This is a genomic window from Streptomyces sp. GDS52 (assembly GCF_052246875.1).
Classification (GTDB): Bacteria; Actinomycetota; Actinomycetes; order Streptomycetales; family Streptomycetaceae; genus Streptomyces; species Streptomyces cathayae.
Window position 1 is genome coordinate 489,199 of the sequence record NZ_CM125966.1, and the last position, 21,873, is coordinate 511,071.

Below are 21,873 nucleotides of genomic sequence, written 5' to 3' on the forward strand. Positions count from 1 at the left end.
TCACCGGTTCGACGGGGCGGCGGGATGGCGCAGCTCCTCGGCCGCGTCCGCCACCCGGCGGATCAGCTCGAAGAAGGCGGCCTGCTCCTCGTCGCCCAGCGGGGCCAGGAAGACCTGGTTCATCCGGGCGGTGCGCACCGCCAGCCTGCGGTGGGCGCGCAGACCGTCGTCCGTGAGCCGGAGCAGGAAGCGGCGGCCGTCCCGCGGATCACGGACCTTGTCCAGCAGGTCCCGCCGGAGGAGCCGGGCGACCACCTCGGCGATGGTGGACCGGTCGAGCCCCACCCGCTCCCCCACCGTGCGCTGGTCCAGGCCGGGCTCGGCGACGAGCGCGTTGAGGACCGCGAACTGCGGCGAGGTGATCTCCTCGGAGACCATCGTGTTCCACAGCAGGTGGTGCGCCTGCTGGAGCCGCCGGGCCAGATGCCCGGGATGGCCGGTGAGGTCCACCGCTGCCGTGTACGCCCCCACAGCACTCTCCTCTTTTTTCGTCGGTGCACTGAACGATACCCGCGCGGAGGTGAACCTGTCTGCGACTCCTGAAGGCATTGTCACTGGATGGAAGAGGGTATTGACGCTTCCGTCCGACGATGGCAGCGTAAAGAACTGCAACAAGAATACTCAGTGCCCTGACTATCTCGGTATCTACGACATACGGCGGTGGACCGGTGCGCATCCGGCCGGCCGGACTGGAAGGGATGGGGTTTCCCGATGGACAAGGTGTGGGCCGCTACCGCGGAGGGACTGTCGTGACGAACGCACTCACCCAGCACGACATCGACCAGGAGATCGCGGCCGAGCACGCCGCGTACGAGAAGCGGGTGGCGGACGGCGCCCCCGTCGAGCATCATCCGCGCCGCGGCTACGCCCCGTACCGCTCCTCGGTGCTGCGCCACCCCGAGCAGCCGGCGATCGCCGTCGACGTGTCCAAGGACCCGGAGCTGGTGGAGCTGGCCTCCCCCGCCTGGGGCGAGCGGGACCTCACCGCCGTCGACAACGACCTCACCCGCCACCACGACGGCGAGCCCGTCGGTGAGCGCATCACCGTCTCCGGGCGGCTGCTGGACCGCGACGGGCGCCCCGTGCGCGGCCAGCTGGTGGAGATCTGGCAGGCCAACTCGGCCGGCCGGTACGCCCATCAGCGGGAGCAGCACGACGCCCCGCTGGACCCCAACTTCACCGGCGCCGGCCGCACCCTGACCGACGCCGACGGCTTCTACCGCTTCACGACCATCCAGCCGGGCCCGTACCCGTGGCGCAACCACGTCAACGCGTGGCGCCCGGCGCACATCCACTTCTCCGTCTTCGGCTCCGCTTTCACCCAGCGGCTGGTGACGCAGATGTACTTCCCGGGCGATCCGCTCTTCCCCTACGACCCGATCCTGCAGTCGGTGACCGACGACGCGGCCCGGCAGCGACTGGTGGCGACCTACGACCACGGCCTGTCGGTGCCGGAGTTCTCCCTCGGCTACCACTGGGACATCGTGCTCGACGGACCGCGGGCCACCTGGATGGAAGAAGGGCGCTGACCACCATGACGAAGATCGACACGAGCAGCCCGGAGAACGTGCTGCCCACCCCCTCGCACACCGTCGGCCCGTTCTACGGCTACGCGCTGCCCTTCCGCGGCGGCGAGGACATCGCGCCGCTCGGCCACCCGGACACCGTCACCGTGCACGGGTACGTGTACGACGGCGAGGGCAAGCCGCTGCCGGACGCGCTGCTGGAGGTGTGGGGCGCCGATCCGAAGGGCGACCTGCCGACGGCCGACGGCTCGATGCGGCGGGACCCGGCGAGCGGCGACCACCTGGGCCGCAACGGGGTGGAGTTCACCGGCTTCGGCCGGATCCAGACCGATGCCGACGGCCACTGGTACGTGCGCACGCTGCGGCCGGGGGCGCGCGGACAGCACGCGCCGTACCTCAGTGTGTGCGTGTTCGCGCGGGGCCTGCTGATGCATCTGTTCACCCGGATCCACCTGCCCGGCGACGAGGCCGTGCTCGCGGCGGACCCGCTGCTGTCCCGGCTCGACGCGGACCGCCGCTCCACGCTGATCGCGGTGGACGAGGGCCACGGGACGTACCGTTTCGACATCCGCCTCCAGGGCGAGGGCGAGACGGTCTTCCTGGAGTTCCAGTGACCTCACCCGATACCGGTACCGGCCTGCTCGCCCCCGGGTGGGCCGGTTCCCCGGCCGCCGCCGAGACCGGTGACGGCGCCTTTCTGCGTGCCCTGCTGGACGCCGAGGCCGCGCTGACCCGGGCGCAGGCGACCGCGGGGCTGGTCCCCGCCGAGGCCGCGACGGTGGTCACGGAGGTGGCCGCCGAGCCCGGTCGCTTCGATCCCGCGTCCCTCGCCGAGCGTGCGCGGGGCGGCGGGAACCCGGTGATCCCGCTGGTCGCGGATCTGACCCGGGCGGTCGGCGAGGAGCACGGCCCCTTTGTGCACCGGGGTGCGACCAGCCAGGACATCATGGACACGGCGATGATGCTGGTCGCCCACCGCGCCCTGGGCCCGCTCCTCGACGACCTCGACCGCTGTCAGCGGGCGCTGGCCGTTCTCGCCGCCGAGCACCGCGACACGGTGCTGCCGGGGCGGACGCTGACCCAGCACGCGGTGCCGACGACGTTCGGGCTGAAGGCCGCCGGGTGGCGGTCGCTGGTGCTCGACGCCCGCGACCGGGCGACGGCCGTACGCGCCTCACTGCCGGCCCAGCTCGGCGGTGCCGCCGGCACCCTGGCGGCCTTCACGGCGTACGGGGCGACGGACGCGACCGCGCTGCCCGCGATCTACGCCCGGGAGCTCGGACTGTGCCCGCCCGCTCTCCCCTGGCACACGCTGCGCACTCCGGTGGCCGATCTCGCCGGCGCCCTCGCCTTCACCACGGGGGCGCTGGGCAAGCTCGCGGCGGACGTGCTCACCGCCTCCCGCACCGAGATCGCGGAGCTCTCCGAGGGCAGCGGCGGCGGCTCCTCGGCCATGCCGCACAAGGCCAATCCGGTGCGTTCGACGCTGATCGCGGCGGCGGCCCGGCGCGCACCGCAGCTCGCGGCCACGCTGTACGGCTCGCTGGTGGCCGAGGACGAGCGGCCGGCGGGTGCCTGGCACGCCGAGTGGGAACCACTGCGGGACCTGCTCCGCCTGGCCGGTGGCGCGGCCCGGGACGCCGCCGAACTCTCCGAGGGGCTGCGGGTGCACCCGGACGTGATGCGTGAACACCTCGGCCTCACCCACGGGTTGATCGTCTCCGAGCGGCTGTCCGCGGAGCTGGCACCCGTACTCGGCCGCAGCCGGGCGAAGGAACTGCTCACCCGCCTGGCACGGCGCGCCTACGGCGAGGGCCACGACCTCGGTGAACTCCTCGCCGAACAGGTCGAGTCGGGCGAACTGCCGGAACTGAAGAACACCGGCACCTCCGAGATCGCCGCCCTGACCGATCCCACCCGTTACACCGGCTCCGCCGGACCCCTCACCGACCGTGCACTGGAGCGCTCGTGACCGACACCGTCCTCAACCACCGTGCCGAGGGGCCGAGTTCCGCTCCCCCGCTGCTGCTCGGTCCCTCGTTGGGCACGTCGTACGCCCTGTGGGACAAGGTGGCGCCCGAGCTGTCGATCACGCACCGGGTGGTCCGCTGGGACCTGCCGGGGCACGGCGGTTCGGCGGCCGGGCTGATCGGGCCCGGCGCGACCGTCGGTGAGCTGGCGGACCTGGTGATCGGGCTCGCCGACACGCTCGGCATCGAGCGGTTCGCCTATGCGGGCGTGTCGCTGGGCGGAGCGGTGGGGCTGGAGCTGGCCGTGCGCCACCCGGAGCGGGTGACGTCACTGGCCGTGATCTGCTCCTCGGCGCACTTCAACGGCGCGAAGGCGTGGGAGGAGCGGGCGGCGCTGGTGCGGAGCGAGGGCCTTTCGGGGCTCGCGGAGAGTGCGGACGCCCGCTGGTTCACGCCCGGTTTCACGGTGCCGGGGCTGGTCCGCGACCACCGGGACGCCGATCCCGGGGCGTATGCCGCCTGCTGCGACGCGCTGGCCGCGTTCGATCTGCGGGAGCACCTCGCACAGATCCGGGTGCCGACCCTGCTGGTGGCCGGCCGGGAGGACCCGGCGACGCCCCCGGCGCATCTGCGCGAGATCGCCGACGCGGTGCCGGGCGCGGGGCTCGTGGAGATCCCGGGCGCCTCTCATCTGGCGCCGGCGGAGCGTCCCGAGGCGGTGCTGACGGCGCTGCGGGCCCACTTCGGCGGGGACGCGGCGAGCGGGATGCGGGTACGGCGCGAGGTCCTCGGGGACGCGCACGTGGACCGGGCCCAGGCCCGGCAGACGGCGTTCACCGCGCAGTTCCAGGACTTCATCTCGCGCTACGCCTGGGGGGAGATCTGGACCGATCCGACGCTCACCCGCCGCGAACGCAGCATGATCACGCTCACCGCGCTGGTCGCGCACGGCCACTACGACGAGCTGGCCATGCACGTCCGCGCGGCCCTGCGCAACGGGCTCACCGCCGAGGAGATCGGAGCGGTGCTGATGCAGACGGCGGTGTACTGCGGCGTACCGGCGGCCAACTCGGCCTTCGCGACGGCCCAGCGGGTACTGGCGGAGGAGACCGACGGCACGTCGTGACGGGCCCGGGGCCCGGGCGTTACGGCGGTCGTGCGGGCCCGGGCATTACGGCGGTCGTGCGGGGGCGGGGCATTACGGCCGGCCGTCCTGGCCCCGCCCACCGTCCGGGGCCAGAGTCAGGGGCCGGGGCCAGGAGCCGGGGCCGGGGCCAGGAGCCGGGGCCGGGGCCAGGAGCCGGGGCCAGGGTCCCGGAGCCAGAGCCAGAGCCAGGAGCCGGAGTCAGAGTCCCGGGGCCAGGGTCCCGGGGCCAGGAGCCGGAGCCGAGGCCAGGGTCCCGGGCCAGGAGCCGGAGCCAGAGCCAGGAGCCGGGGCCGGGAGGCAGGAGCCGGGGCCAGGGTCCCGGAGCCAGAGCCAGAGCCAGGAGCCGGAGTCAGAGTCCCGGGGCCAGGGTCCCGGGGCCAGGAGCCGGAGCCGAGGCCAGGGTCCCGGGCCAGGAGCCGGAGCCAGAGCCAGGAGCCGGGGCCGGGAGGCAGGGGCTACGGCCGGTTGTCCGGGACACGCCCGCCGGCCGGGGCCGGTGTGGCGGTCGGCGCCGGTCCGGTGACCGAGGCCAGTTCGGCCCGGGCCCGCGCGGCCAGCCCGTCCGCGCCGCAGGACCGGGCGAGCGCCAGACCGCGCTCCAGGTCGGCCTTCGAGCGGGCGAGGATGCCGTACTCGACGCGGGCGACGGCGTGTTCGTACTGGCAGGGCGAGGACTCCAGGTAGGCGACGGCCTGGGCGGCGAGCCGTACCGCCCGCTGGCCGGTCTCCAGAGCGGCGGCACAGCGCAGGGCCTCCCCTATGGCGGTGTCTGTGCCGAAGCGTTCGGCCTGCCTGCGGTACTCCACGGCGAGCCGGGCGGCACGGGCCGGGTCCGTCCCGGCGAGGGCGCGGGCGAGGTCGGCGGCCCAGAAGACGTGGACGGGGTTGTGGTGGCCGCGGGAGGCCGCCGCCTTCTCTGCGGCCTCCAGTTCGTTGACGCCGTCCTCGGTGCGGCCGGCCGCGAGCAGCAGTCTGCCGCGCACCGAGCGGAGGTCGGGGAGCACGATGGTGGACGGGTAGGGTGGTGCGAAGCCGTGCCGCTCGGCGACCGCCCGGGCTTCGTCCACGTGCCCGCGGGCGAGCAGGGTGTCGACCAGGTTGCAGGTCGCCGTCCAGTACAGGGGCAGACCGCGGCCGACGCGTTCGGCCAGGCGCAGGGACTCGCGCAACGATTTCTCCGCCGCCACCAGGCGGCCCCGTCTGCGGTGCCCGAGACCGACGTAGGCGTGGGCGAGGGCCAGGTGGCCGCCGCTCCAGCCTGCCGTCTCGTAGGCGCGCAGGGCCTCGTTGTAGAGGCTTTCGGCGCGGTCCAGGCGGTCGGTGTAGGCGTAGACCCCGGCCAGCATCAGCAGCAGTTCGACGCCCCATTCGGAGTCGGTCCAGCCGAAGCCGGGAGCGAGGCGGCCGTTGACGAGGGCGCGGTCGCAGATCTCGGCGACCTCCTCGGCGTTCTCGCCGCACATCATGGCGTCGAAGCCGCGCAGGACGAGCAGTGCGCGCTCCGAGTTGTCGCGGCCGGTGCAGGTGGCGGCGAGGTCGGCCAGGCGTTCGCTGCGGCCGGGTGTGCTGGTCTCGCCGGCGTGGACGCCCTCCCACATGAACCGCACGGCCTGCAGCTTCATCCGGGCGGGTCCCGGCTCCAGCCGGGCGGCCTCCGCCTCGACGGTGCGCAGGGCCTCCTCCGTCTGGTTGTTGTGCAGCAGCGCCTGCGAGAGCCGGACCACGGCGTCCACCCGCGCGGCGCCGTCGAGACCGGACATGCCGAGCGCGGTCCGCAGATGGCCGATGGTCCGGGCGGGCGCGGTGAGGAAGGTGGCGCGGCCCAGTTCGTAGAGCACGTGCGCGTGGACCTCGGGGCGGGGCGGTTCCTCCAGTGCGCGTTCCAGGCAGCGGCGGGCCGCGTCCGGGGCGCCGGTGGCGAGGTGTTCGCGGGCGGCCTCACGCAGTTGCCACACGAGTTCCTCGTCGTCGTCCGGGTGGACTTCGAGGAGGTGCCGGGAGGCGGACGCGGCGCCGCGTCCGGAGTCGGTGACGATCCGGGCGGCGATGCCGTGCATGGCCCGGCGCAGGGCGTCGGGGATGGAGTTGTAGACGGCGGTGGCGATGAGCGGGTGGACGAACTCGAGGTCGGCCACGCCGGTACGGCCGGTGCCGGGGTCGGGGACGGTGAGGATGCGGGCGCCGCGCAGGAGTTCGGCGCAGCGGACGGCGTCGTCACGGTTCAGGGTGGCGAGCCGGGCCACCAGGTCGACGGTGATGTCGGTGCCGATGATGGCGGCGGCCCAGGCGAACCGGGTGGAGTCTATGCCGAGTTGTTCCAGGCGGGCCACGAGTCCGCCGCCGCGGGCGGAGCGGTTCAGCGCGCGCAGTTCGCCCGCGTGGGTCTCGACGGGTTCGAGTTCGCTGTCCTGGACCTTGGCGAGGAGTTCGACGGTCTCGTACGGGTTGCCGCCGGTGACGGCCCACACCTCGCGGCAGAACGCGGCGTCCGCGTTCTCGCCCAGGGTGGCGCGGGTGAGTCCGGCCGTGGCGAGCGGGGTCAGGGCGCTGAGCACGGTGACGGGGTGCTCGGCCGCCTCGGCGACGGCATCCAGGTGGCGGGCGCTCACCCCGGAGACCTCGCCCGGTCTGCGGGCGACCACGACGAGGACGGGCACCTCCGCCAGGCGTTCGGCGAGGACGGCGAGCCAGTGCAGGGTCTCCTGGTCGGCCCAGTGGACGTCGTCGACGGTCAGCACCAGCGGCCAGTCCCGGCGGGCCAGCCGGCGCACCGCGGCGGTCAGCCCCTCGCAGACGCCCTGCGGGTCGATGTGCCGGTCACCGGGCTCCGCGACGCCGAGGGCGGGGCCGGCGATGTCGTACCAGTCGCCGAGGTACTCGCGGACCTCCTCCGGCAGCATCGACACCAGTGCGGGCTGGAGGAGTTGGCGTACGACGTTGAAGGGGACGGAGCGCAGGGTCTCGCCGCCGCGGGCCGACCAGACGGTGCAGCCGCGCTGTTCGGCGATGCGCCGGGTCTCGGCGAGCAGCGCGGTCTTGCCGAGCCCCGCCTCGCCCCGGAGCACCAGCAGGTTTCCGGGTGAGGACCGGTCCGCGCACAGGGTGTCGACCACCGCGGTGATGGCGGCGACCTCCTCGTCCCGCTCCCAGAGCGAGGGCGAGGCCTCGCCCGTGGGCCGTACCTCCGTCATCCCGCTGCCTCCCCAAGTCGCCCGAACGACGTACAGCCGTCGAGCGTAGTCCTCCGACGGCCCTGATGGAGCAGTACCGTGCCCGCTCTTGCCGTGACGGGTGACACGCGGTACAGAGGTCGACGCGTCCCGCCGCCCACCTGGGGATGAGGAGTCAACAGCTGTCTGCGGATGTGATGGTGACGGCCCGTCGGATCATTTTCGCAGGAGCGCGCCGAGGAGGGGAAGGCCCGCGGCGAAGCGGCGGCGCACCGGCCGTACAGGAGTGCGCGGAGGGCGGCCGGTCACCGGAGGTGACGGACCTCTCCCCTCCGGTCCCGTCCGGTCTCATCCGGCTTTCATCGACGCCTCATACGGTGGGGGCATGACGCAGGCGACTCCTCCCGGGTGGCATCCCGACCCCGGGCAGACGAATGACGGACCGGCCACCGAGCGCTGGTGGGACGGCACCGCCTGGACGGACCAGGTCCGGCCGACGGGCTCGGCATCCGCCTGGGGCCCTCCGGCACCGGGCACGGCGGCCCACCCGGCGTACCCGGCCCATCCGGCGTACCCGGGGTATCCGGTGCACCAGGGGTATCCCGGGACCGTGCGGTCCGGCTCGGGCTCCGGACGGCGGCGCGGGCTGCTGATCGGCATCGCCGTGGCCGCGGCCGTCGCGGTGCTGGCGAGCATCGGGATCGGCGTGTACGCGCTGCCCGGCGACAGCGGCGGCGGCAACTCCGCGACCGCGCAGGGTCCGGGTGGTTCGGAAGGCGGTCCTGAGGGCGGCCCCGACGGAAAGGACTCCGGCCCGGACACCTCGAAGCCGCCGCGGGTGGAGAGCGGGTCGGTGACCGACGGGCTGAGCGGAATCAGCCTGCCCATCCCGGACGGCTGGTACGGCCAGGAGGGCCAAGTGGGCGCCCAGATCATGTCGGACGACACCTACGAATGCCCCGGCAACACCTCCAGCACCTGCACCAAGGGCGGGGCCTACTCGATGCCGGCGCCGGCCCTCGGCATCCGCGGCTCCACCGCCGAGGAGGTCGCCAAGGCGGACATCGCCGCCAATGCCGAGGAGTCGTACGGCGGCGATTCCTACGGGAGGATCACCTCGCACGAGGTCCTCGAGTCGAAGGCGGTGGACGTCGCCGGGCAGAAGGGCTACCTGGTGCGCTGGAAGGCGGTCACCAGCAAGGGCTCCGACGGGTACGTCCAGTCGCTGGCCCTCCCCTCCCCCGCGCAGCCGAAGCAGATCGTCGTGATCCGCTTCGGTCTGGACACCGACCAGAAGCAGTCGCTCCTCGACGACATCATCGGGGGCATCGAGAAGGCGGAGGGCCGCGGCGGCAACGGCCAGGACATATGACCCGCTGAGGCGGGCGACGGCCGGGTGGCGCTCAAGCGGCGAGAAGCAGGACGCCGAGAACCAGGAGCGCCACCGCCTTGATGGTCTCGAGCCCCACGTAGTGCCAGTGGGCGTGGGAGCGGGGCAGTCGCTCTCCGGCGAGCACCCGGTCGGACCGGTGGTTGAGCCGGGGCCGGATCACACCGAGTTGAGCTGCCAGCACCACGGCCACCACGACGGTGAGCACGGCCACCGGGGTGCCGGGCCCGCCGGCCGCCACGGCGGCAAGGGTGATCACGACGAGGACGATCTCGACGAGATGGAGCGCCCGGAAGACGATGCGGCCGATACCGAGGCCGATCGGGATCGTCACCCCCGGCGCCCGGAACTTCAACGGCGCCTCCAGGAAGGAGATCGCCAGCACCATGCCGAGCCAGACGAAGACGGCGGCGCCCGCTGTGGCGGCCGATACGGAGTTCACTGCCGGACTGTCCTTCCTCTACGCGGCGCGCGCTGGGACGAAATGGGCGTGACAGACGTCGGGTTCGGCGAACGGCACCAGCCGGCCGGCGGCGACGGGCGCGTCCAGTGCGGCCAACGCGCCCGCCATCAGGCCCAAATGGAGCGGGCAGACGATCTGCCGGTACTCCTCGGCGAGTTCGAGGAACGGACAGTGCCGCAGACGGATGACGTCGGGCACCTCATCGGACCCGTCGTTCACCGGGCCCGCCTGGCTCACAGGGGCCACAGGGGCCACAGGGGCCACAGGATCGAAGCCGAGGTCGGCGAGGAGTGCGACCAGCCGGTCGACCGCTTCGCGGCCGGTCACGGTGTGGAAGGGCGGCGCCGGGTCGACCAGGTGCCGCCCCCAGGCCCGGCCGGCCTCCACGGCCTCCGCCTCGGCTCCGGCGCCGGCCGTCGCGAGCCGGCTGAGCAGCATCCGGGCCAGCAGCCGGTACTCGCGCCGCCCTCCGCGGTCCATTCCGCGCCGCGGCGCGTACACCGCGCGGGGACGCCCCCGCCCGGACGGCGCCTCCAGGGTCCGCTCCACCGCCCCGCGCGTCACCAGCGAATCCAGGTGGAAGCGCGCCGTGTTGGCGTGGACCCCCACCCGCTCCGCCACCTCGTTGACGCCGAGCGGCGCGCCGGCGGTGCGCAGCACCTCGAGCACGGCACGGCGGCGCGGGGTCACCGGGTCGCCGTCCCCGGCGCGCTCCCCGGAGGTCACGCCGCGCCGTCCTGCGGCGGCAGCGCGGCGATCAGCGGGTGGTCCCGCTCGATCAGCCCCAGCTTGGAGGCCCCGCCGGGCGAGCCGAGGTCGTCGAAGAACTCGACGTTCGCCTTGTAGTAGTCCTTCCACTCCTCGGGAGTGTCGTCCTCGTAGAAGATGGCCTCGACCGGGCAGACCGGCTCGCAGGCGCCGCAGTCGACACACTCGTCCGGATGGATGTACAGGGACCGCCGGCCCTCGTAGATGCAGTCGACCGGGCACTCGTCGACGCACGCCTTGTCCTTCACGTCGACACAGGGCTGCGCGATCACATAGGTCACGACGTCCTCCTCCCCGAATTCTCACTAATCCTCTCTGTGAGAATAGTGCTTCACGGCATCCTTCCACCACCGGCGACGCCCGGGAATCACAGGAAACAGGGCACCGTCCGGGCGAGGCAGCCGATTCCCCGTGAAGCGCGATCGCGCTCCAGCCCAGGAGGCACGGCACTCACCGGCAGATCGAGGCGCCCTGCGGTGCACCGATCGTGCAAGCCCGTCCGGCGCACCGCGAGCGGGCACACCGGGCGCCCTCGGCTTTCGATCTCCCCCGGAGGGGGATACCTTTCGAGGGCAAGCAGGCTCGTGTTCCGACATATGCGCATACGCGGCATTCTGGAGGAGCTGTGGAACTCTTTCCCTCGCTGCCCTACGCCGAATGGCGGGCGACCAAGGAGACACTGCACCGGTTCGCGCAGGTGGTCGGAAAGGTGCGGCTCGCGGCCTCGCCCCGCCGCAACCACTGGTGGAACGTTCCCCACCATCTCACCGGACGTGGCATCACCACCCGCCCGATGGGACTGGACGACCAGGGCCGCTTCTTCTGCATCGACTTCGACTTCGTCGACCACCGGCTTCTCGTCACGACCGGTGCGGGTCGCGAGGTGTCCTTCCCGCTGCCCGGCCTCTCGGTGGCCGACTTCTACCGTCTGCTGCAGTCGGCGCTCACCGAACTCGACGTCTCCGTGCGCATCGGGCTACCGCACCCCTTCGACCTCCCGGATTCCGGCCGCCCCTTCGACCAGGACACGGAACACCGCGCCTACGACCAGGAGTCGGTGAGCCGCTACTGGGTCATCCTGTCCCAGGTCAACCTGGTCCTGGAGGAGTACGCCGCCGAGTGGTCCGGAAAGACGAGTCCGGTGCACCACTTCTGGCACACCTTCGACATCGCGGTGACCAGGTTCTCCGACACCCCCGTCGCCCACTCCGCCTCCGTCGATCCGGTCACCAGGGAGGCGTACTCCCGTGAGGTGATCAGCGCGGGTTTCTGGTTCGGCGACCCGGCCTTCCCGAAGGCGGCGTTCTACTCCTACACCGCGCCCGAACCGGCCGGGCTGGAACGCCGTCCGCTGCGGCCCGCCGCCGCCTCGTGGGTCGAACGCGGCGCCGGCAGCCATCTGGCGATCCTCGACTACGAGCAGGCCAGGACCACCCCCTCACCACGCGCCGACGTGCTCGCCTTCCTGCGGAGCGCCTACCGGGCCGGCGCGGAGACGGCGGGCTGGGACCTCGAACGGAACGCCTGCCCGGGAGGCGTGACCGACCCCGCCGCCGCACAGCGGACCTGAGCAGCGGCGGGGTCGCACGGGAGAACGTCAGGAAAGGTATGCCTCAACTTCGCTGAACTGGGCCGCCGGCCAGCCGGTGTTGCCGGTGACGCGCAGCCGGAGGTGGCGCAGGTCGGTGCCGTCCGGCAGGGGCACGGTGACCGTGTTGCCGGTGGCCGGGTCGAAGCGGTACTCCTGGGCGGCGAGGACCGTCGTGTACGCGGAGCCGTCGGTGCTGCCCTGGACGGCGAGGGTCTGGGTGCGGGTCTGCCACGCGGGCTGCGGGGGCAGCTTCAGCACCAGCCGCCGGACGGCCAGGCGGGAGCCGAGGTCCACCGTCAGTGCCTGCGGGAAGGCGTGGTTGGCGGACTCCCAGTAGGTGTGCGCGTCGCCGTCGACCGCCTTGGCCGGCGTGTAGACGTCCTGGGAGCCGGTGGCGGTCGCGGTGCGGCCCCGGGCGAGGTTGCGGTCCGGGCCGGGGTCGGGGTTGCCCGCACCGGGATCCGGCCAGGTGGAGCAGTCCGACCAGGTGCTGTCCCAGCCGGAGTTGCCGCCGCCGTCGGTGAGGGTGAAGGTGCCCGAGCCGGCCGGATAGGGGCAGTTGTAGGTACCGGCCGCGCCGACGCCGGTGGCGGTGACGTTCCGGAAGGTGGCGGCGCCCGGCGTCTCGGCCTGGACGACGACCGTACCGGCCCCGGCGACGGTGGCGCCGTCGACGGTGATGTTCTTCGCGGCGTGGCCGCGCCCGCTGCCGGAGACGAACTCGAAGGCGCTGTACGGGCTGTCGGTGATGGTGGTGTCGGTGATCCTGACCTGCGCCTCGATGGCACTGTCGTAGGAGTCGACGCGCAGGGCGCCCATGGGGTGGTTCCAGTTGGGGTTCATGGCACCGGTGCGGACCAGGGTGTTGCCGTCGACGGTGATCGTGCCGGCCAGCGGGTGGAACGGGTCGAGGAACTTCTGGTTGGAGATCGCGATGCCGCTGCCCAGCGCGTTGGTGTCGGCGATCAGGTTGCCCCTGACGGTGATGTCGGTGCCGCCGTAGATCGCGATGCCGTTGGCGAGGTTCGGCTGCGAGATGGTGTTGTTCTCGAAACTGCTGTTGACGTTGGGCCCGTACAGCGACCACATGGCGAGCGAGTCGTCGCCCTGGTTGCGCAGGAAGTTGCCGCGGACCTTCACCCCGCGTGCGGTGCCGTTGAGGTTGAGGCCGTCCGCCGTCATGTCGTAGAAGCGGCTGTTCTCCACGATCAGGTTGTCGTTGTTGCCGGTCAGCCAGAGGCCCACCTTGAGGTGCTGGAGCCACATGCCGGAGACGGACGAGTTCGGGCCGAGTGAGCCGTTGACGAAGTTGTCGGGGTTCGAGTCGACCCGCTCGGTGACCTCGCCGATGACGGCGAAGTCCTTGATGTGGACGTTGCCGGCGGAGTTCGACTGGTCGATGAAGCGGGAGGAGCGCACGACGGAGTGCCAGTGGCCCGCGCCCTGGAGGGTGACGTTCTGGACGCCGCCCAGTGCGGAGGTGAGCCGGTACTCGCCCTGCGGTATCCAGACCACCCCGCCCCGGGCCGCGGAGACGGCCTCCCGGAAGGCCTGCGTGGAGTCGCCCCGGCCGCTGGGGTCGGCGCCCTTGTCGGTGACGGAGACCGAACCGGCCGGCCTGGCGGCGGGCGCGGCCACCTGCTCGAAGTCGGCCACGTCGACGGTGACCTGGACACCCGTGGCCTGAAGGGCGACCGTGTCACCGGCCCGGATGTCCCGGTCGAGCAGCAGGCGCGCGTTGTCGAAGAAGTGATGGGACCTGGAGCCCGCGATCCAACCGGTGTCGACGTGGGAGTACTTGGAGGTCACCGGCAGGGTCTTGGCCAGCTTCTCGCCGTTGACGTAGACGTCGAGCGAGCCGGACTGCCCGTCGGGGACGCTGTAGGCGACGTTCACGGCGTTGGCCGCGCGCGGCACCGTGAACTCGACCCGCTGACCGGCGTCGAGCCGGACGGCCTGACGGCCCGAGGCCTCGGAGGCGAGGGTGCCCTGGGTGTGGTCGGGGCCGATCCTCGCCCCCGTGGTGCGGGCGGACTCGGCCTCGACCGAGGTGAAGGGGAGGGTGGCGCCCGCGGCGGCGTGGACGGGCGCGGGCGCGAGGGCGACGAGCATGCCGGCGGCGACGGCGACGACCGTACCTACGGCCGACATGCCCCTGACAGGCGATCTGGAGGTGCGCATGGCTGGTCCCTTCGTGGTGGGGGGTGCGGGAACAAGCGGGTGCGGGAACAAGCGGGTGCGGTCTCAGGCGCGCAGCCAGACCGCCGTGTCCTTCGGCAGGCGTCCGTCGGGGTCGAGGGGGCCGCTGCCGAGGAGCAGTCCGGTGTGGGGCGGGAGGGCGGCGGGCGTGTCCGCGAGGTTCACCACGCAGAGGGCGCCGCCGTCCGCGCGGGTGAAGGCGAGTACGCCGTCGGCAGTGGGCAGCCAGGCGAACGGGCCGTCCTCGAAGGCCGGGCGCAGGCGGATCGCCTCGCGGTACAGGACGAGCAGGGAGCCGGGGTCCCGGGCCTGCCGGTCGGCGGCGTACGCGGCCCAGCCGGCGGGCTGCGGCAGCCACGGTACGCCGCCGAAACCGGCGTGCGGCGCGTCGGCCGTCCACGGCAGCGGCACCCTGCATCCGTCACGTCCGGGGTCGGTGCCCCCGGAGCGGGCGTGCATGGGGTCCTCGATACGGTCGAGCGGGATGTCGGCCTCGGGCAGGCCGAGTTCCTCGCCCTGGTAGACGTAGACCGCGCCGGGAAGCGCCAGCGACAGCAGGGCGGCGGCGCGGGCCCGGCGGGTGCCCAGGGGCAGGTCGGTCGGGGTGCCGAAGGCCTTGGTGGCGAAGTCGAAGCCGGTGTCCGAGCGGCCGTAGCGGGTGACCGTACGGGTCACGTCGTGGTTGCACAGCACCCAGGTGGCGGGTGCGCCGATCGGGGCGTGCTCGGCCAGGGTCTCGTCGATGGAGGTGCGCAGCCGTGCCGCGTCCCAGGGGCAGGTCATGAAGGAGAAGTTGAACGCGGTGTGCAGTTCGTCGGGGCGCAGATAGCGGGCGAAGCGTTCGGCGTCCGGGAGCCAGACCTCGCCGACGAAGAAGGCCCCGTACTCGTCGGCGACGGCCCGCCAGCCGCGGTAGACGTCGTGGAGCTCGTCGCGGTCCACGTACGGGTGCGGGTCGAGGCCCTCGGTGAGGTCGGGCAGCAGGGGGTCCTTCGCCGGCAGCGCGGCGGAGTCGACGCGCACGCCGGCCACGCCCCGCTCGAACCAGAACCGCAGGATGTCCTCGTGTTCCTGGCGCACCGCCGGATGCGCCCAGTTGAGGTCGGGCTGCTCGGGGGCGAACAGGTGGAGGTACCAGTCGCCGTCGTCCAGCCTTGCCCAGGCGGGGCCGCCGAACTCCGACCGCCAGTCGTTGGGCGGCAGTTCGCCGCGCTCCCCCCGGCCCGGGCGGAAGTGGAACAGGTCGCGCTCGGGGCCGCCGGCGAGGGCGGCACGGAACCAGGGGTGCTGGTCGGAGACGTGGTTCGGCACGATGTCGACGATCGTGCGGATGCCCAGCCCCCGCGCCTCGGTGATGAGTTTCTCCGCCTCGGCGAGGGTACCGAAGGCCGGGTCGATCGCCCGGTAGTCGGCGACGTCGTAGCCGCCGTCCTTCATCGGGGACAGGTACCAGGGGGTGAACCACAGGGCGTCCACGCCGAGTTCTGCGAGGTAGGGCAGCTTGGCGCGGACTCCGGCGAGATCACCGGTGCCGTCGCCGTCGCCGTCGGCGAAGCTGCGGACGTACACCTGGTAGATGACGGCGGAGCGCCACCAGTCGTCGTCGTGTCGGGCGGGGGTGGGCTGTCCCACGGCGGGTGCCTTTCTTCTGGGTGGACGGATTCGGTGTCAGCCCTTGGAGCCGCCCGCGCTGATCCCGGCGATGATGTGCCGCTGGAAGACGAGGAACAGCGCGACCATGGGGATGCTGGCGATCACCATCGCGGCGATGAGCACGGTCAGCTGGACGTTCTGCGACAACTGCACCAGGGCCACGCTGATCGGCTGTTTCCCGGTGTCGGAGAAGACCATCAGCGGCCACAGGAAGTCCTGCCACACGGCGACCAGCGCGAAGATCGACACCACGCCGAGCACCGGGCGCGACAGGGGCAGGACGATCGACCACAGGGTGCGCAGTCTCCCGGCGCCGTCGATGGCGGCGGCTTCCAGCACGTCCCGGGGCAGGTGGTCGAAGAACCGCTTGAGCAGGTAGAGGTTGAAGGCGTTGGCGACGGCCGGCAGCCAGATGGCGAGGGGGTCGTTGAGGAGGCCGAGGTCCGCCACGGTCAGGTACTTCGGTACGACGAGGGCCTGCGCCGGGACCATCAGGGTGGCGAGGATGCCGCCGAGGATCACCTTGCCGAAGGCGGGCCGGAGCCTGGACAGCGCGTAGGCGGCGGCCGTGCAGAACACCAGCTGGAACAGCCAGGCGCCGGCTGCCTGCACCACCGTGTTCCACAGGTGGGCCGGCAGCTGCATCAGGTCCCAGGCGTCGGTGTACCCGCTGGTGCTCCATCGCTCCGGGAGGAGGGTGGGCGGGGTGCGCGCCACCTCGTCCGGCGACTTCATCGCACCGCTCACCATCCAGTGGACGGGGAAGAGGAAGGCGAGCGTGAACAGGACGACGACGCCGGTGAACACGGCCCAGTAGACGGCCCTGCCGGGCTGCCGGGCCAGGACCGCCGGGGAGACGAGGGTGCGGGTGCTGCTCACGTCGTCTCCTTCGGGGAGCCGGTGAGTCGGAGGTAGAGGGCGGAGAACAGGCCGAGCAGGGCGAGGAGCATCACGCTCAGCGCGCAGGCGCCGCCGAAGTCGTTGTAGAGGAAGGCGTACTTGTAGATGAGGTAGAGGACGGTGACGGTGGAGTTCTCCGGTCCGCCGCCGGTGATCACGAAGGGTTCGGTGAACACCTGCATCGTGGCGATGATCTGAAGCAGCATCAGCATGAGGATGACGAACCTGGTCTGGGGGACCGTCACATGACGGATGCGCTGGAGCAGGTTCGCGCCGTCGAGTTCGGCGGCCTCGTACAGTTCGCCGGGGATGGACTGGAGGGCGGCGAGGTAGATCAGGACGGTGCCGCCCATGGTGGCCCAGGTGGCGACGACGACCAGGGAGACCAGGGCGGTGTCGGCGCCGTTGGACCAGTTCGAGGTGGGCAGGTGCAGGAACCGCAGCGCCTCGTTGGCGAGGCCGGTGCCGGGGTCGTAGAACCATTTCCACAGCAGGGCGCTGACCACCGGCGGGATCATCACCGGCAGGTAGACGACGACGCGGAAGAACGCCTTGGCGTGCCGGAGTTCGTTCAGCACCAGGGCCAGGACGAACGGGACGGCGAAGCCGAGGAGCAGGGCGAGCAGGGTGAAGCCGAGGGTGTTGCGCCAGGCCGCGCCGAACTCGGGGTCGTGCAGGACCCGGGTGAAGTTGGCGGTGCCGACCCATTCGGGCGGTGAGCCCGGTGTGTACCTCTGGAACGCGATCACGACCGCGCGGATCGCCGGGTACCAGGAGAACAGGGCGAAGCAGACGAGGCCGCCGAGGAGGAAGCCGTAGGCGTGCAGTTGGTCGGTGAGGCGGCGGCGTCTTCGGCTCCCGGCCGGTGGCCGGGCCGGCACCGGGCGCAGTTCGACGGCCTCGGCGGGCCGGCGGGCGACCGTCTTCATCGCCGGTCAGCCCCGGGCCAGGATGCCGTCGATCTTGCCGGAGGCGTCCTTCAGGAGCCGGTCGATGTCGGCGTCCTCCTTGGTGAGCACCGCGGAGACGACGCCGTCGAGGACGGAGTAGAGCTGCTGTGCCCGCGGCGGCTCGATCTTCATCTCCAGGCTCTGGTTGCCGTCGAGGAAGGCCTGGTAGTTCTCCACCGGGACGTTGGCGTTGGCCTTCTTGGCCTGCTGGTCCTCGGCGTCGGCGGCGCCGGTGAACAGCCGGGGCTCGGGCAGGCCGACCGGCGCGTCGTTCTTCCCGGCGCGGGCGTAGTCGCCGAGGAAGCCGTCGCCGGGGGTGAGGAACATGTGGTCGAGCCACTTGAGGCCGGCCCTGATCTGCTCGGGTGAGGCCTTCTTGTCGATCATGTAGCCGTCGCCGCCGATGAGGGTGGCCTTGCCGCCGGGCATGGGGGCGAGGGCGAGGTCCTCGTACTCGGCTCCCTTCTCCTTCACCAGGATCGGGATGTTGTCGGGGGCGGCGAGATACATGCCGAGCTTGCCGGCGCCCATCATCTGCTGGACGTCGTTGATCACGAGCAGTTGCTTGCTGCCCATGGAGTCGTCCTTCCACCGCATGTCGTGCAGGGTCTGCAGCACGGCGCGGCCTTCGGGCGAGTCGACGGCCGCCTCCTCGCCGTCGGGGGTGACGACGTCCCCGCCCCGGGAGTACAGCTCCGCGGTGAAGTGCCAGCCGCCCTGGTTCTGGGCGCTGTAGTCGGCGTAGCCGACGGTGCCGTCGCCGAGTGCGGCGATCCGCTTGGCGGCGGCGCGGACCTCGGCCCAGGTGGTGGGCGGCCGGTCGGGATCGAGGCCGGCCTTCTCGAAGAGCGCCCGGTGGTAGACCAGCCCCATGGAGTAGCCGGTGCGGGGTACGCCGTAGATCCTGCCGTCGACGGTGTAGATGTCCCGCAGCTGCTGCTGGATCGTCCCGTAGCTCTTCGACTCCTTGAGGTACGGGGTGAGATCGGCTGCCTGGTTGATGTCGACGACATGCCCGGCGTCGGTGAAGTAGGTGTAGAAGACGTCCTCCATCTGCCCTCCGGCGAGCTTGGCGTCGAAGGTCTTCGGGTCCTGGCAGGGGAAGGCGTCGTGCGGGACGACGTCGATGTCCGGGTTCTCCTTCTCGAAGGCGGCGATCTCCTCCTCGAAGAACCGGCGGTCGACCTCCGCGCTCTTGGGCGGCATGCAGTTGACCGTGATGCGGGTCTTGCCGTCGGCCGCCCGGTCGTCGTGCGAGCCGCAGGCGGTGAGGGTGAGGGCGCCGACGCCTAGCGCGACGAGGGTGCGGCGGATCCCGGTGCTTCTCATCGGTGGTCCCCTCTGGGACAGGAGCGGGTGAACCCCTCGGACAGGAGCGGTGGGCGGGGCACACTCAAGCACCGACGCCATGGGTCCGCAAGATGTCGCGCACATTTTGAAATTATTCGACAGTTGTCCGGAAGGAGTCGGCCCTCAGGGGCGGGGTGCCTGCGCCGTCGACCCCCGCACCACCAGCTCGGGCTCGAACAACAGCTCCTCGGCGGCCACCGGGCGCCCGTTGATCTGTGCGTTCAGCAGCTCCACCACGGCCTTGCCCATGGCCTCGATGGGCTGGCGGACGGTGGTGAGCGGCGGCTCGGTGCAGTTCATCAGGGCCGAGTCGTCGTACCCCACGACCGAGATCCGCGCGGGGACGTCCAGCCCTTTGCGGCGGGCGGCCCGGACCACGCCGAGGGCGAGGGGGTCGCTGGCGCAGATGAAGCCGGTGACGCCCCGGTCGATGAGCCGGGCGGCGGCGGCGTGCCCGCCCTCGATGGAGAACATGGCGCGGGCGACGTGCGCGTCGGGCACCTCCGCGGCGAACGCACGGGCGGCGGCCAGTTTGCGGGCCGACGGCACGTGGTCGGCGGGGCCGAGCACCAGACCGATCCGCTCGTGACCGAGCGAGGCCAGATGCCGCCACGCCTGTTCCACGGCCACGGCGTCGTCGCAGGAGACGCCCGGAAAACCCAGGTGCTCTATGGCCGCGTTGACGAGGACGACGGGGATGTTCCGCTCGGCGAGCTGCCGGTAGTGGTCGTGGGGAGCGTCCGCCTGGGCGTAGAGCCCGCCGGCGAAGACGACGCCGGACACCTGCTGCTGGAGCAGCAGCGACACGTAGTCCGCCTCGGAGACACCGCCCCGCGTCTGGGTGCACAGCACCGGCGTCAGCCCGAGCTGGGCCAGCGCGCCGCCGATGACCTCCGCGAAGGCGGGGAAGATCGGGTTCTGCAGCTCGGGCAGCACCAGGCCGACCAGCCGGGCGCGCTCACCGCGCAGCTGGGTGGGCCGCTCGTAGCCGAGCACGTCCAGCGCGGAGAGCACCGCCTGCCGGGTGGCCGCGGAGACTCCCGGCTTGCCGTTGAGCACTCGGCTGACCGTGGCCTCGCTGACCCCGACCTTCTTCGCCACCACAGCAAGTCGTCGCGTCATGAACGCAAGAATAGCGCAAGGAACGCAAATTTTTGCGTGAAGGGCTGCGTGGTGAGTTGCGCGAAGGGCGGGGAGTGATCAGGCCACGGCGGCACCGCGCGCCGGGGTTCAGTCGACCGCCGACACGACGCTGAGGTGGGAGGCGGCGCGACGGCGCCCGCGGCGGCGGGACGGGGCGCGGGGCGTCTCGCGCAGGACCAGGGTGAGCCGGGTGCAGTCCATGCCCTCGAGGATTCTGGTCGTCTCCACGACGAGACGGCAGTCGGTGACTCCCCAGCGCGGATCGGGATGGCGCAACAGCCGTACCGCGCCGTCGTGTTCGGCGGCCTGCTCGCCGACGGCGCGGAGCCAGTGCGGCAGCCCCTGCCGGTAGGCCGCCTCCATGATGGGGTCCTGGGCGATGTCCCGGCGGATGGCCTGCAGCCCGTGGTCGTGGCCGTCCCGCTCCACCGTCTTGGCGAAGTGGGCCAGCATCGGCAGGCACCAGCTCGACTCGTGTTCGCCCAGCACCGTGGGGGCGTCCGGGTGGAAGAGGACGAACCGGAGGAAGTTGTCGCCGGGCATGGCCGTCGGATGCGGTTCGACATCCCGGAAAAGTGTCCGGAAAGCAGCGTTCGCCAGCAGGACGTCCCAGCGGTGGTCGACCACCAGGGAGGGGAAGGGGACCGCGTTCAGGAACACGGCGTAGTCCTCCAGATAGGCCTGCGCCTCGGGAGTCTCGAGGACGGGCGGCCGCGGTGTCGGCCGCTGCCCTCCTGCCTGATGTGCCATCGGGAGGTCACCCCTCTTGCCTGTGCGGCCTTGACGCGGCGTCCCGATCCTGCTGCCCTGACGCGATGTGTGTCAACTATCGTGGCATTCCACACCTGTTGACGGCTGAAATGGGACACAGTTGTGGCGAGACCTGGATGTGAGTTCGAGACACGGGCTAGTCTCCGTGAAGTTCATGGCAAACGCTCGTGAGAAACCTGTGAGAGACGTAGGAGATCTGTCGGTGACGGGTGGCTTCGAGGGTCCGGACACCGCGCCGACGACCGCGCTGTCGGCCGTCGTCGCCCGCGTCACCGCACTCGCCGACCGGCTCGAGGTGCCGCACGCCGAGATCTTCGACGTCGGCCGGCTGTCCGCGGCGTCCGGTGTTCCGGAACCGGTGGTCAAGGCTCTGCTGAGCGGCCGGCCCGCGGGCGAGCCCGAGGTGCAGACCCGGTTCGTGCAGCGCCTGGACCTGCTGCGCCGCACCCGGCTCAAGCCGAACAGCCGCAAGTACACGCAGCAGGAGATCGCGGACGGCGCGGGCATGTCCCGCCAGCAGGCCGGTGCCCTGATCAACGGCGACCGGCGTCCCACCATGGAACACTGCGACGCCATCCAGCGGTTCTTCCGGGTGCACGCCGGATTCCTCACCGCCGAGGACCCCGAAGCGCTCGCCATCGCCCTCCAGCACACCGAGCAGGAACTGCTGCAGACTCTCGCGGACCGTGAGCGGCGGGCCGCCGCGGCGGCCGACGACCCGCTGGAGCGGCTGCTGCGGGACCACGGCGTGCGCGGAATCGCGTGGCGGGCCGCGCAACTCCCCACCGACCAGCACCGCGACAAGGTCGCGGAGTGGCTGGACATGCTCCTGGAGAGCGTCCAGCGGCCCCACTCCTGACCTGCGGCACGCGGGTGGGACGC

At 72.0% G+C, this 21,873-nt stretch carries 19 protein-coding genes; 7 read left to right on the forward strand and 12 right to left on the reverse strand.

Annotated elements, in window-relative coordinates; genetic code table 11:
• Window positions 1-471, reverse strand: coding sequence for a MarR family winged helix-turn-helix transcriptional regulator (locus ACTWJ9_RS02400; protein ID WP_279332378.1), 471 nt, complete (start codon window positions 469-471; stop codon window positions 1-3).
• 278 nt (window positions 472-749) lie between these two features.
• Between ACTWJ9_RS02400 and pcaH the strand changes: the two genes are divergently transcribed.
• From pcaH to pcaDC, 4 genes are read left to right on the forward strand one after another with little or no spacing between them, the layout of a single operon-like run.
• Complete coding sequence (gene pcaH / locus ACTWJ9_RS02405) at window positions 750-1,529, forward strand: protocatechuate 3,4-dioxygenase subunit beta (protein ID WP_279332379.1); 780 nt, start codon at window positions 750-752, stop codon at window positions 1,527-1,529.
• A 5-nt stretch (window positions 1,530-1,534) separates the two neighbouring features.
• Window positions 1,535-2,140: a protocatechuate 3,4-dioxygenase subunit alpha gene (gene pcaG, locus ACTWJ9_RS02410; protein WP_279332380.1), complete on the forward strand. Its 606-nt coding sequence runs from the start codon at window positions 1,535-1,537 to the stop codon at window positions 2,138-2,140.
• Complete coding sequence (gene pcaB, locus ACTWJ9_RS02415; RefSeq protein ID WP_443295096.1) at window positions 2,137-3,498, forward strand: 3-carboxy-cis,cis-muconate cycloisomerase; 1,362 nt, start codon at window positions 2,137-2,139, stop codon at window positions 3,496-3,498. The genes pcaG and pcaB overlap by 4 nt, the downstream gene beginning before the upstream one ends.
• Window positions 3,495-4,622, forward strand: coding sequence for a bifunctional 3-oxoadipate enol-lactonase/4-carboxymuconolactone decarboxylase PcaDC (pcaDC, locus tag ACTWJ9_RS02420; protein WP_387035295.1), 1,128 nt, complete (start codon window positions 3,495-3,497; stop codon window positions 4,620-4,622). The genes pcaB and pcaDC overlap by 4 nt, the downstream gene beginning before the upstream one ends.
• Before the next feature lie 476 nt (window positions 4,623-5,098).
• Here the strand turns inward: pcaDC and ACTWJ9_RS02425 are convergent, their stop codons facing one another.
• A complete protein-coding gene (locus ACTWJ9_RS02425; protein ID WP_443295097.1) occupies window positions 5,099-7,834 on the reverse strand; it encodes an ATP-binding protein in 2,736 nt (911 codons plus the stop codon).
• Window positions 7,835-8,198: 364 nt separating this feature from the next.
• Here ACTWJ9_RS02425 and ACTWJ9_RS02430 point away from each other — a divergent pair, with 364 nt between their 5' ends.
• On the forward strand, window positions 8,199-9,185 hold the full coding sequence (locus tag ACTWJ9_RS02430; RefSeq protein WP_443295098.1) for a DUF2510 domain-containing protein: 987 nt from the start codon (window positions 8,199-8,201) through the stop codon (window positions 9,183-9,185).
• 31 nt (window positions 9,186-9,216) lie between these two features.
• Here the strand turns inward: ACTWJ9_RS02430 and ACTWJ9_RS02435 are convergent, their stop codons facing one another.
• Genes ACTWJ9_RS02435 through fdxA form a run of 3 tightly spaced genes read right to left on the reverse strand, consistent with a single transcriptional unit; the run spans window position 9,217 to window position 10,715 of the window.
• Entirely contained in the window at window positions 9,217-9,645 is a 429-nt protein-coding gene (locus ACTWJ9_RS02435) for a hypothetical protein (RefSeq protein ID WP_279332385.1), read from the reverse strand.
• Window positions 9,646-9,663: 18 nt separating this feature from the next.
• Entirely contained in the window at window positions 9,664-10,392 is a 729-nt protein-coding gene (locus ACTWJ9_RS02440; protein WP_443295099.1) for a helix-turn-helix transcriptional regulator, read from the reverse strand.
• Window positions 10,389-10,715 carry a ferredoxin gene (fdxA, locus tag ACTWJ9_RS02445; protein ID WP_279332387.1) on the reverse strand — a complete coding sequence of 109 codons (327 nt, stop codon included), beginning with the start codon at window positions 10,713-10,715 and terminating at the stop codon, window positions 10,389-10,391. The genes ACTWJ9_RS02440 and fdxA overlap by 4 nt, the downstream gene beginning before the upstream one ends.
• 344 nt (window positions 10,716-11,059) lie before the next feature.
• Between fdxA and ACTWJ9_RS02450 the strand changes: the two genes are divergently transcribed.
• Window positions 11,060-12,004: a DUF5996 family protein gene (locus tag ACTWJ9_RS02450; RefSeq protein WP_443295100.1), complete on the forward strand. Its 945-nt coding sequence runs from the start codon at window positions 11,060-11,062 to the stop codon at window positions 12,002-12,004.
• Between the two features lie 27 nt (window positions 12,005-12,031).
• On the opposite strand, the gene ACTWJ9_RS02455 is transcribed toward ACTWJ9_RS02450, so the two are convergent.
• From ACTWJ9_RS02455 to ACTWJ9_RS02485, 7 genes are all read right to left on the reverse strand, one after another.
• Window positions 12,032-14,206 carry a discoidin domain-containing protein gene (locus ACTWJ9_RS02455; protein ID WP_279332389.1) on the reverse strand — a complete coding sequence of 725 codons (2,175 nt, stop codon included), beginning with the start codon at window positions 14,204-14,206 and terminating at the stop codon, window positions 12,032-12,034.
• A 63-nt stretch (window positions 14,207-14,269) separates the two neighbouring features.
• On the reverse strand, window positions 14,270-15,856 hold the full coding sequence (locus ACTWJ9_RS02460; protein ID WP_443295101.1) for a glycoside hydrolase family 13 protein: 1,587 nt from the start codon (window positions 15,854-15,856) through the stop codon (window positions 14,270-14,272).
• 36 nt (window positions 15,857-15,892) lie between these two features.
• Window positions 15,893-16,756 (reverse strand): carbohydrate ABC transporter permease, encoded by an 864-nt coding sequence (locus tag ACTWJ9_RS02465; protein ID WP_279332391.1) that lies wholly within the window; start codon window positions 16,754-16,756, stop codon window positions 15,893-15,895.
• Window positions 16,753-17,706, reverse strand: coding sequence for a carbohydrate ABC transporter permease (locus tag ACTWJ9_RS02470; protein WP_279332392.1), 954 nt, complete (start codon window positions 17,704-17,706; stop codon window positions 16,753-16,755). Before ACTWJ9_RS02470 ends, ACTWJ9_RS02465 begins: the two co-directional genes overlap by 4 nt.
• A 6-nt stretch (window positions 17,707-17,712) precedes the next feature.
• Window positions 17,713-19,056, reverse strand: a complete 1,344-nt coding sequence (locus ACTWJ9_RS02475) for an ABC transporter substrate-binding protein (protein ID WP_387035283.1) — start codon at window positions 19,054-19,056, stop codon at window positions 17,713-17,715.
• A gap of 144 nt (window positions 19,057-19,200) precedes the next feature.
• Window positions 19,201-20,199 (reverse strand): LacI family DNA-binding transcriptional regulator, encoded by a 999-nt coding sequence (locus ACTWJ9_RS02480; RefSeq protein ID WP_384201163.1) that lies wholly within the window; start codon window positions 20,197-20,199, stop codon window positions 19,201-19,203.
• Between the two features lie 108 nt (window positions 20,200-20,307).
• Window positions 20,308-20,970, reverse strand: coding sequence for an MmyB family transcriptional regulator (locus ACTWJ9_RS02485; protein WP_387035281.1), 663 nt, complete (start codon window positions 20,968-20,970; stop codon window positions 20,308-20,310).
• Window positions 20,971-21,193: 223 nt separating this feature from the next.
• On the opposite strand from ACTWJ9_RS02485, the gene ACTWJ9_RS02490 reads away from it, so the two are divergent.
• Window positions 21,194-21,850 carry a helix-turn-helix domain-containing protein gene (locus tag ACTWJ9_RS02490; protein WP_279332396.1) on the forward strand — a complete coding sequence of 219 codons (657 nt, stop codon included), beginning with the start codon at window positions 21,194-21,196 and terminating at the stop codon, window positions 21,848-21,850.
• Window positions 21,851-21,873 lie beyond the last annotated feature (23 nt).

Coding starts and splice junctions, on each gene's coding strand:
- ACTWJ9_RS02475 (WP_387035283.1), bottom strand. CDS start 19,056: ATGAGAAGCACCGGGATCCGCCGCACCCTCGTCGCGCTAGGCGTCGGC.
- ACTWJ9_RS02425 (WP_443295097.1), bottom strand. CDS start 7,834: ATGACGGAGGTACGGCCCACGGGCGAGGCCTCGCCCTCGCTCTGGGAG.
- ACTWJ9_RS02430 (WP_443295098.1), top strand. CDS start 8,199: ATGACGCAGGCGACTCCTCCCGGGTGGCATCCCGACCCCGGGCAGACG.
- ACTWJ9_RS02480 (WP_384201163.1), bottom strand. CDS start 20,199: ATGACGCGACGACTTGCTGTGGTGGCGAAGAAGGTCGGGGTCAGCGAG.
- ACTWJ9_RS02485 (WP_387035281.1), bottom strand. CDS start 20,970: ATGGCACATCAGGCAGGAGGGCAGCGGCCGACACCGCGGCCGCCCGTC.
- pcaG (WP_279332380.1), top strand. CDS start 1,535: ATGACGAAGATCGACACGAGCAGCCCGGAGAACGTGCTGCCCACCCCC.
- ACTWJ9_RS02470 (WP_279332392.1), bottom strand. CDS start 17,706: ATGAAGACGGTCGCCCGCCGGCCCGCCGAGGCCGTCGAACTGCGCCCG.
- ACTWJ9_RS02455 (WP_279332389.1), bottom strand. CDS start 14,206: ATGCGCACCTCCAGATCGCCTGTCAGGGGCATGTCGGCCGTAGGTACG.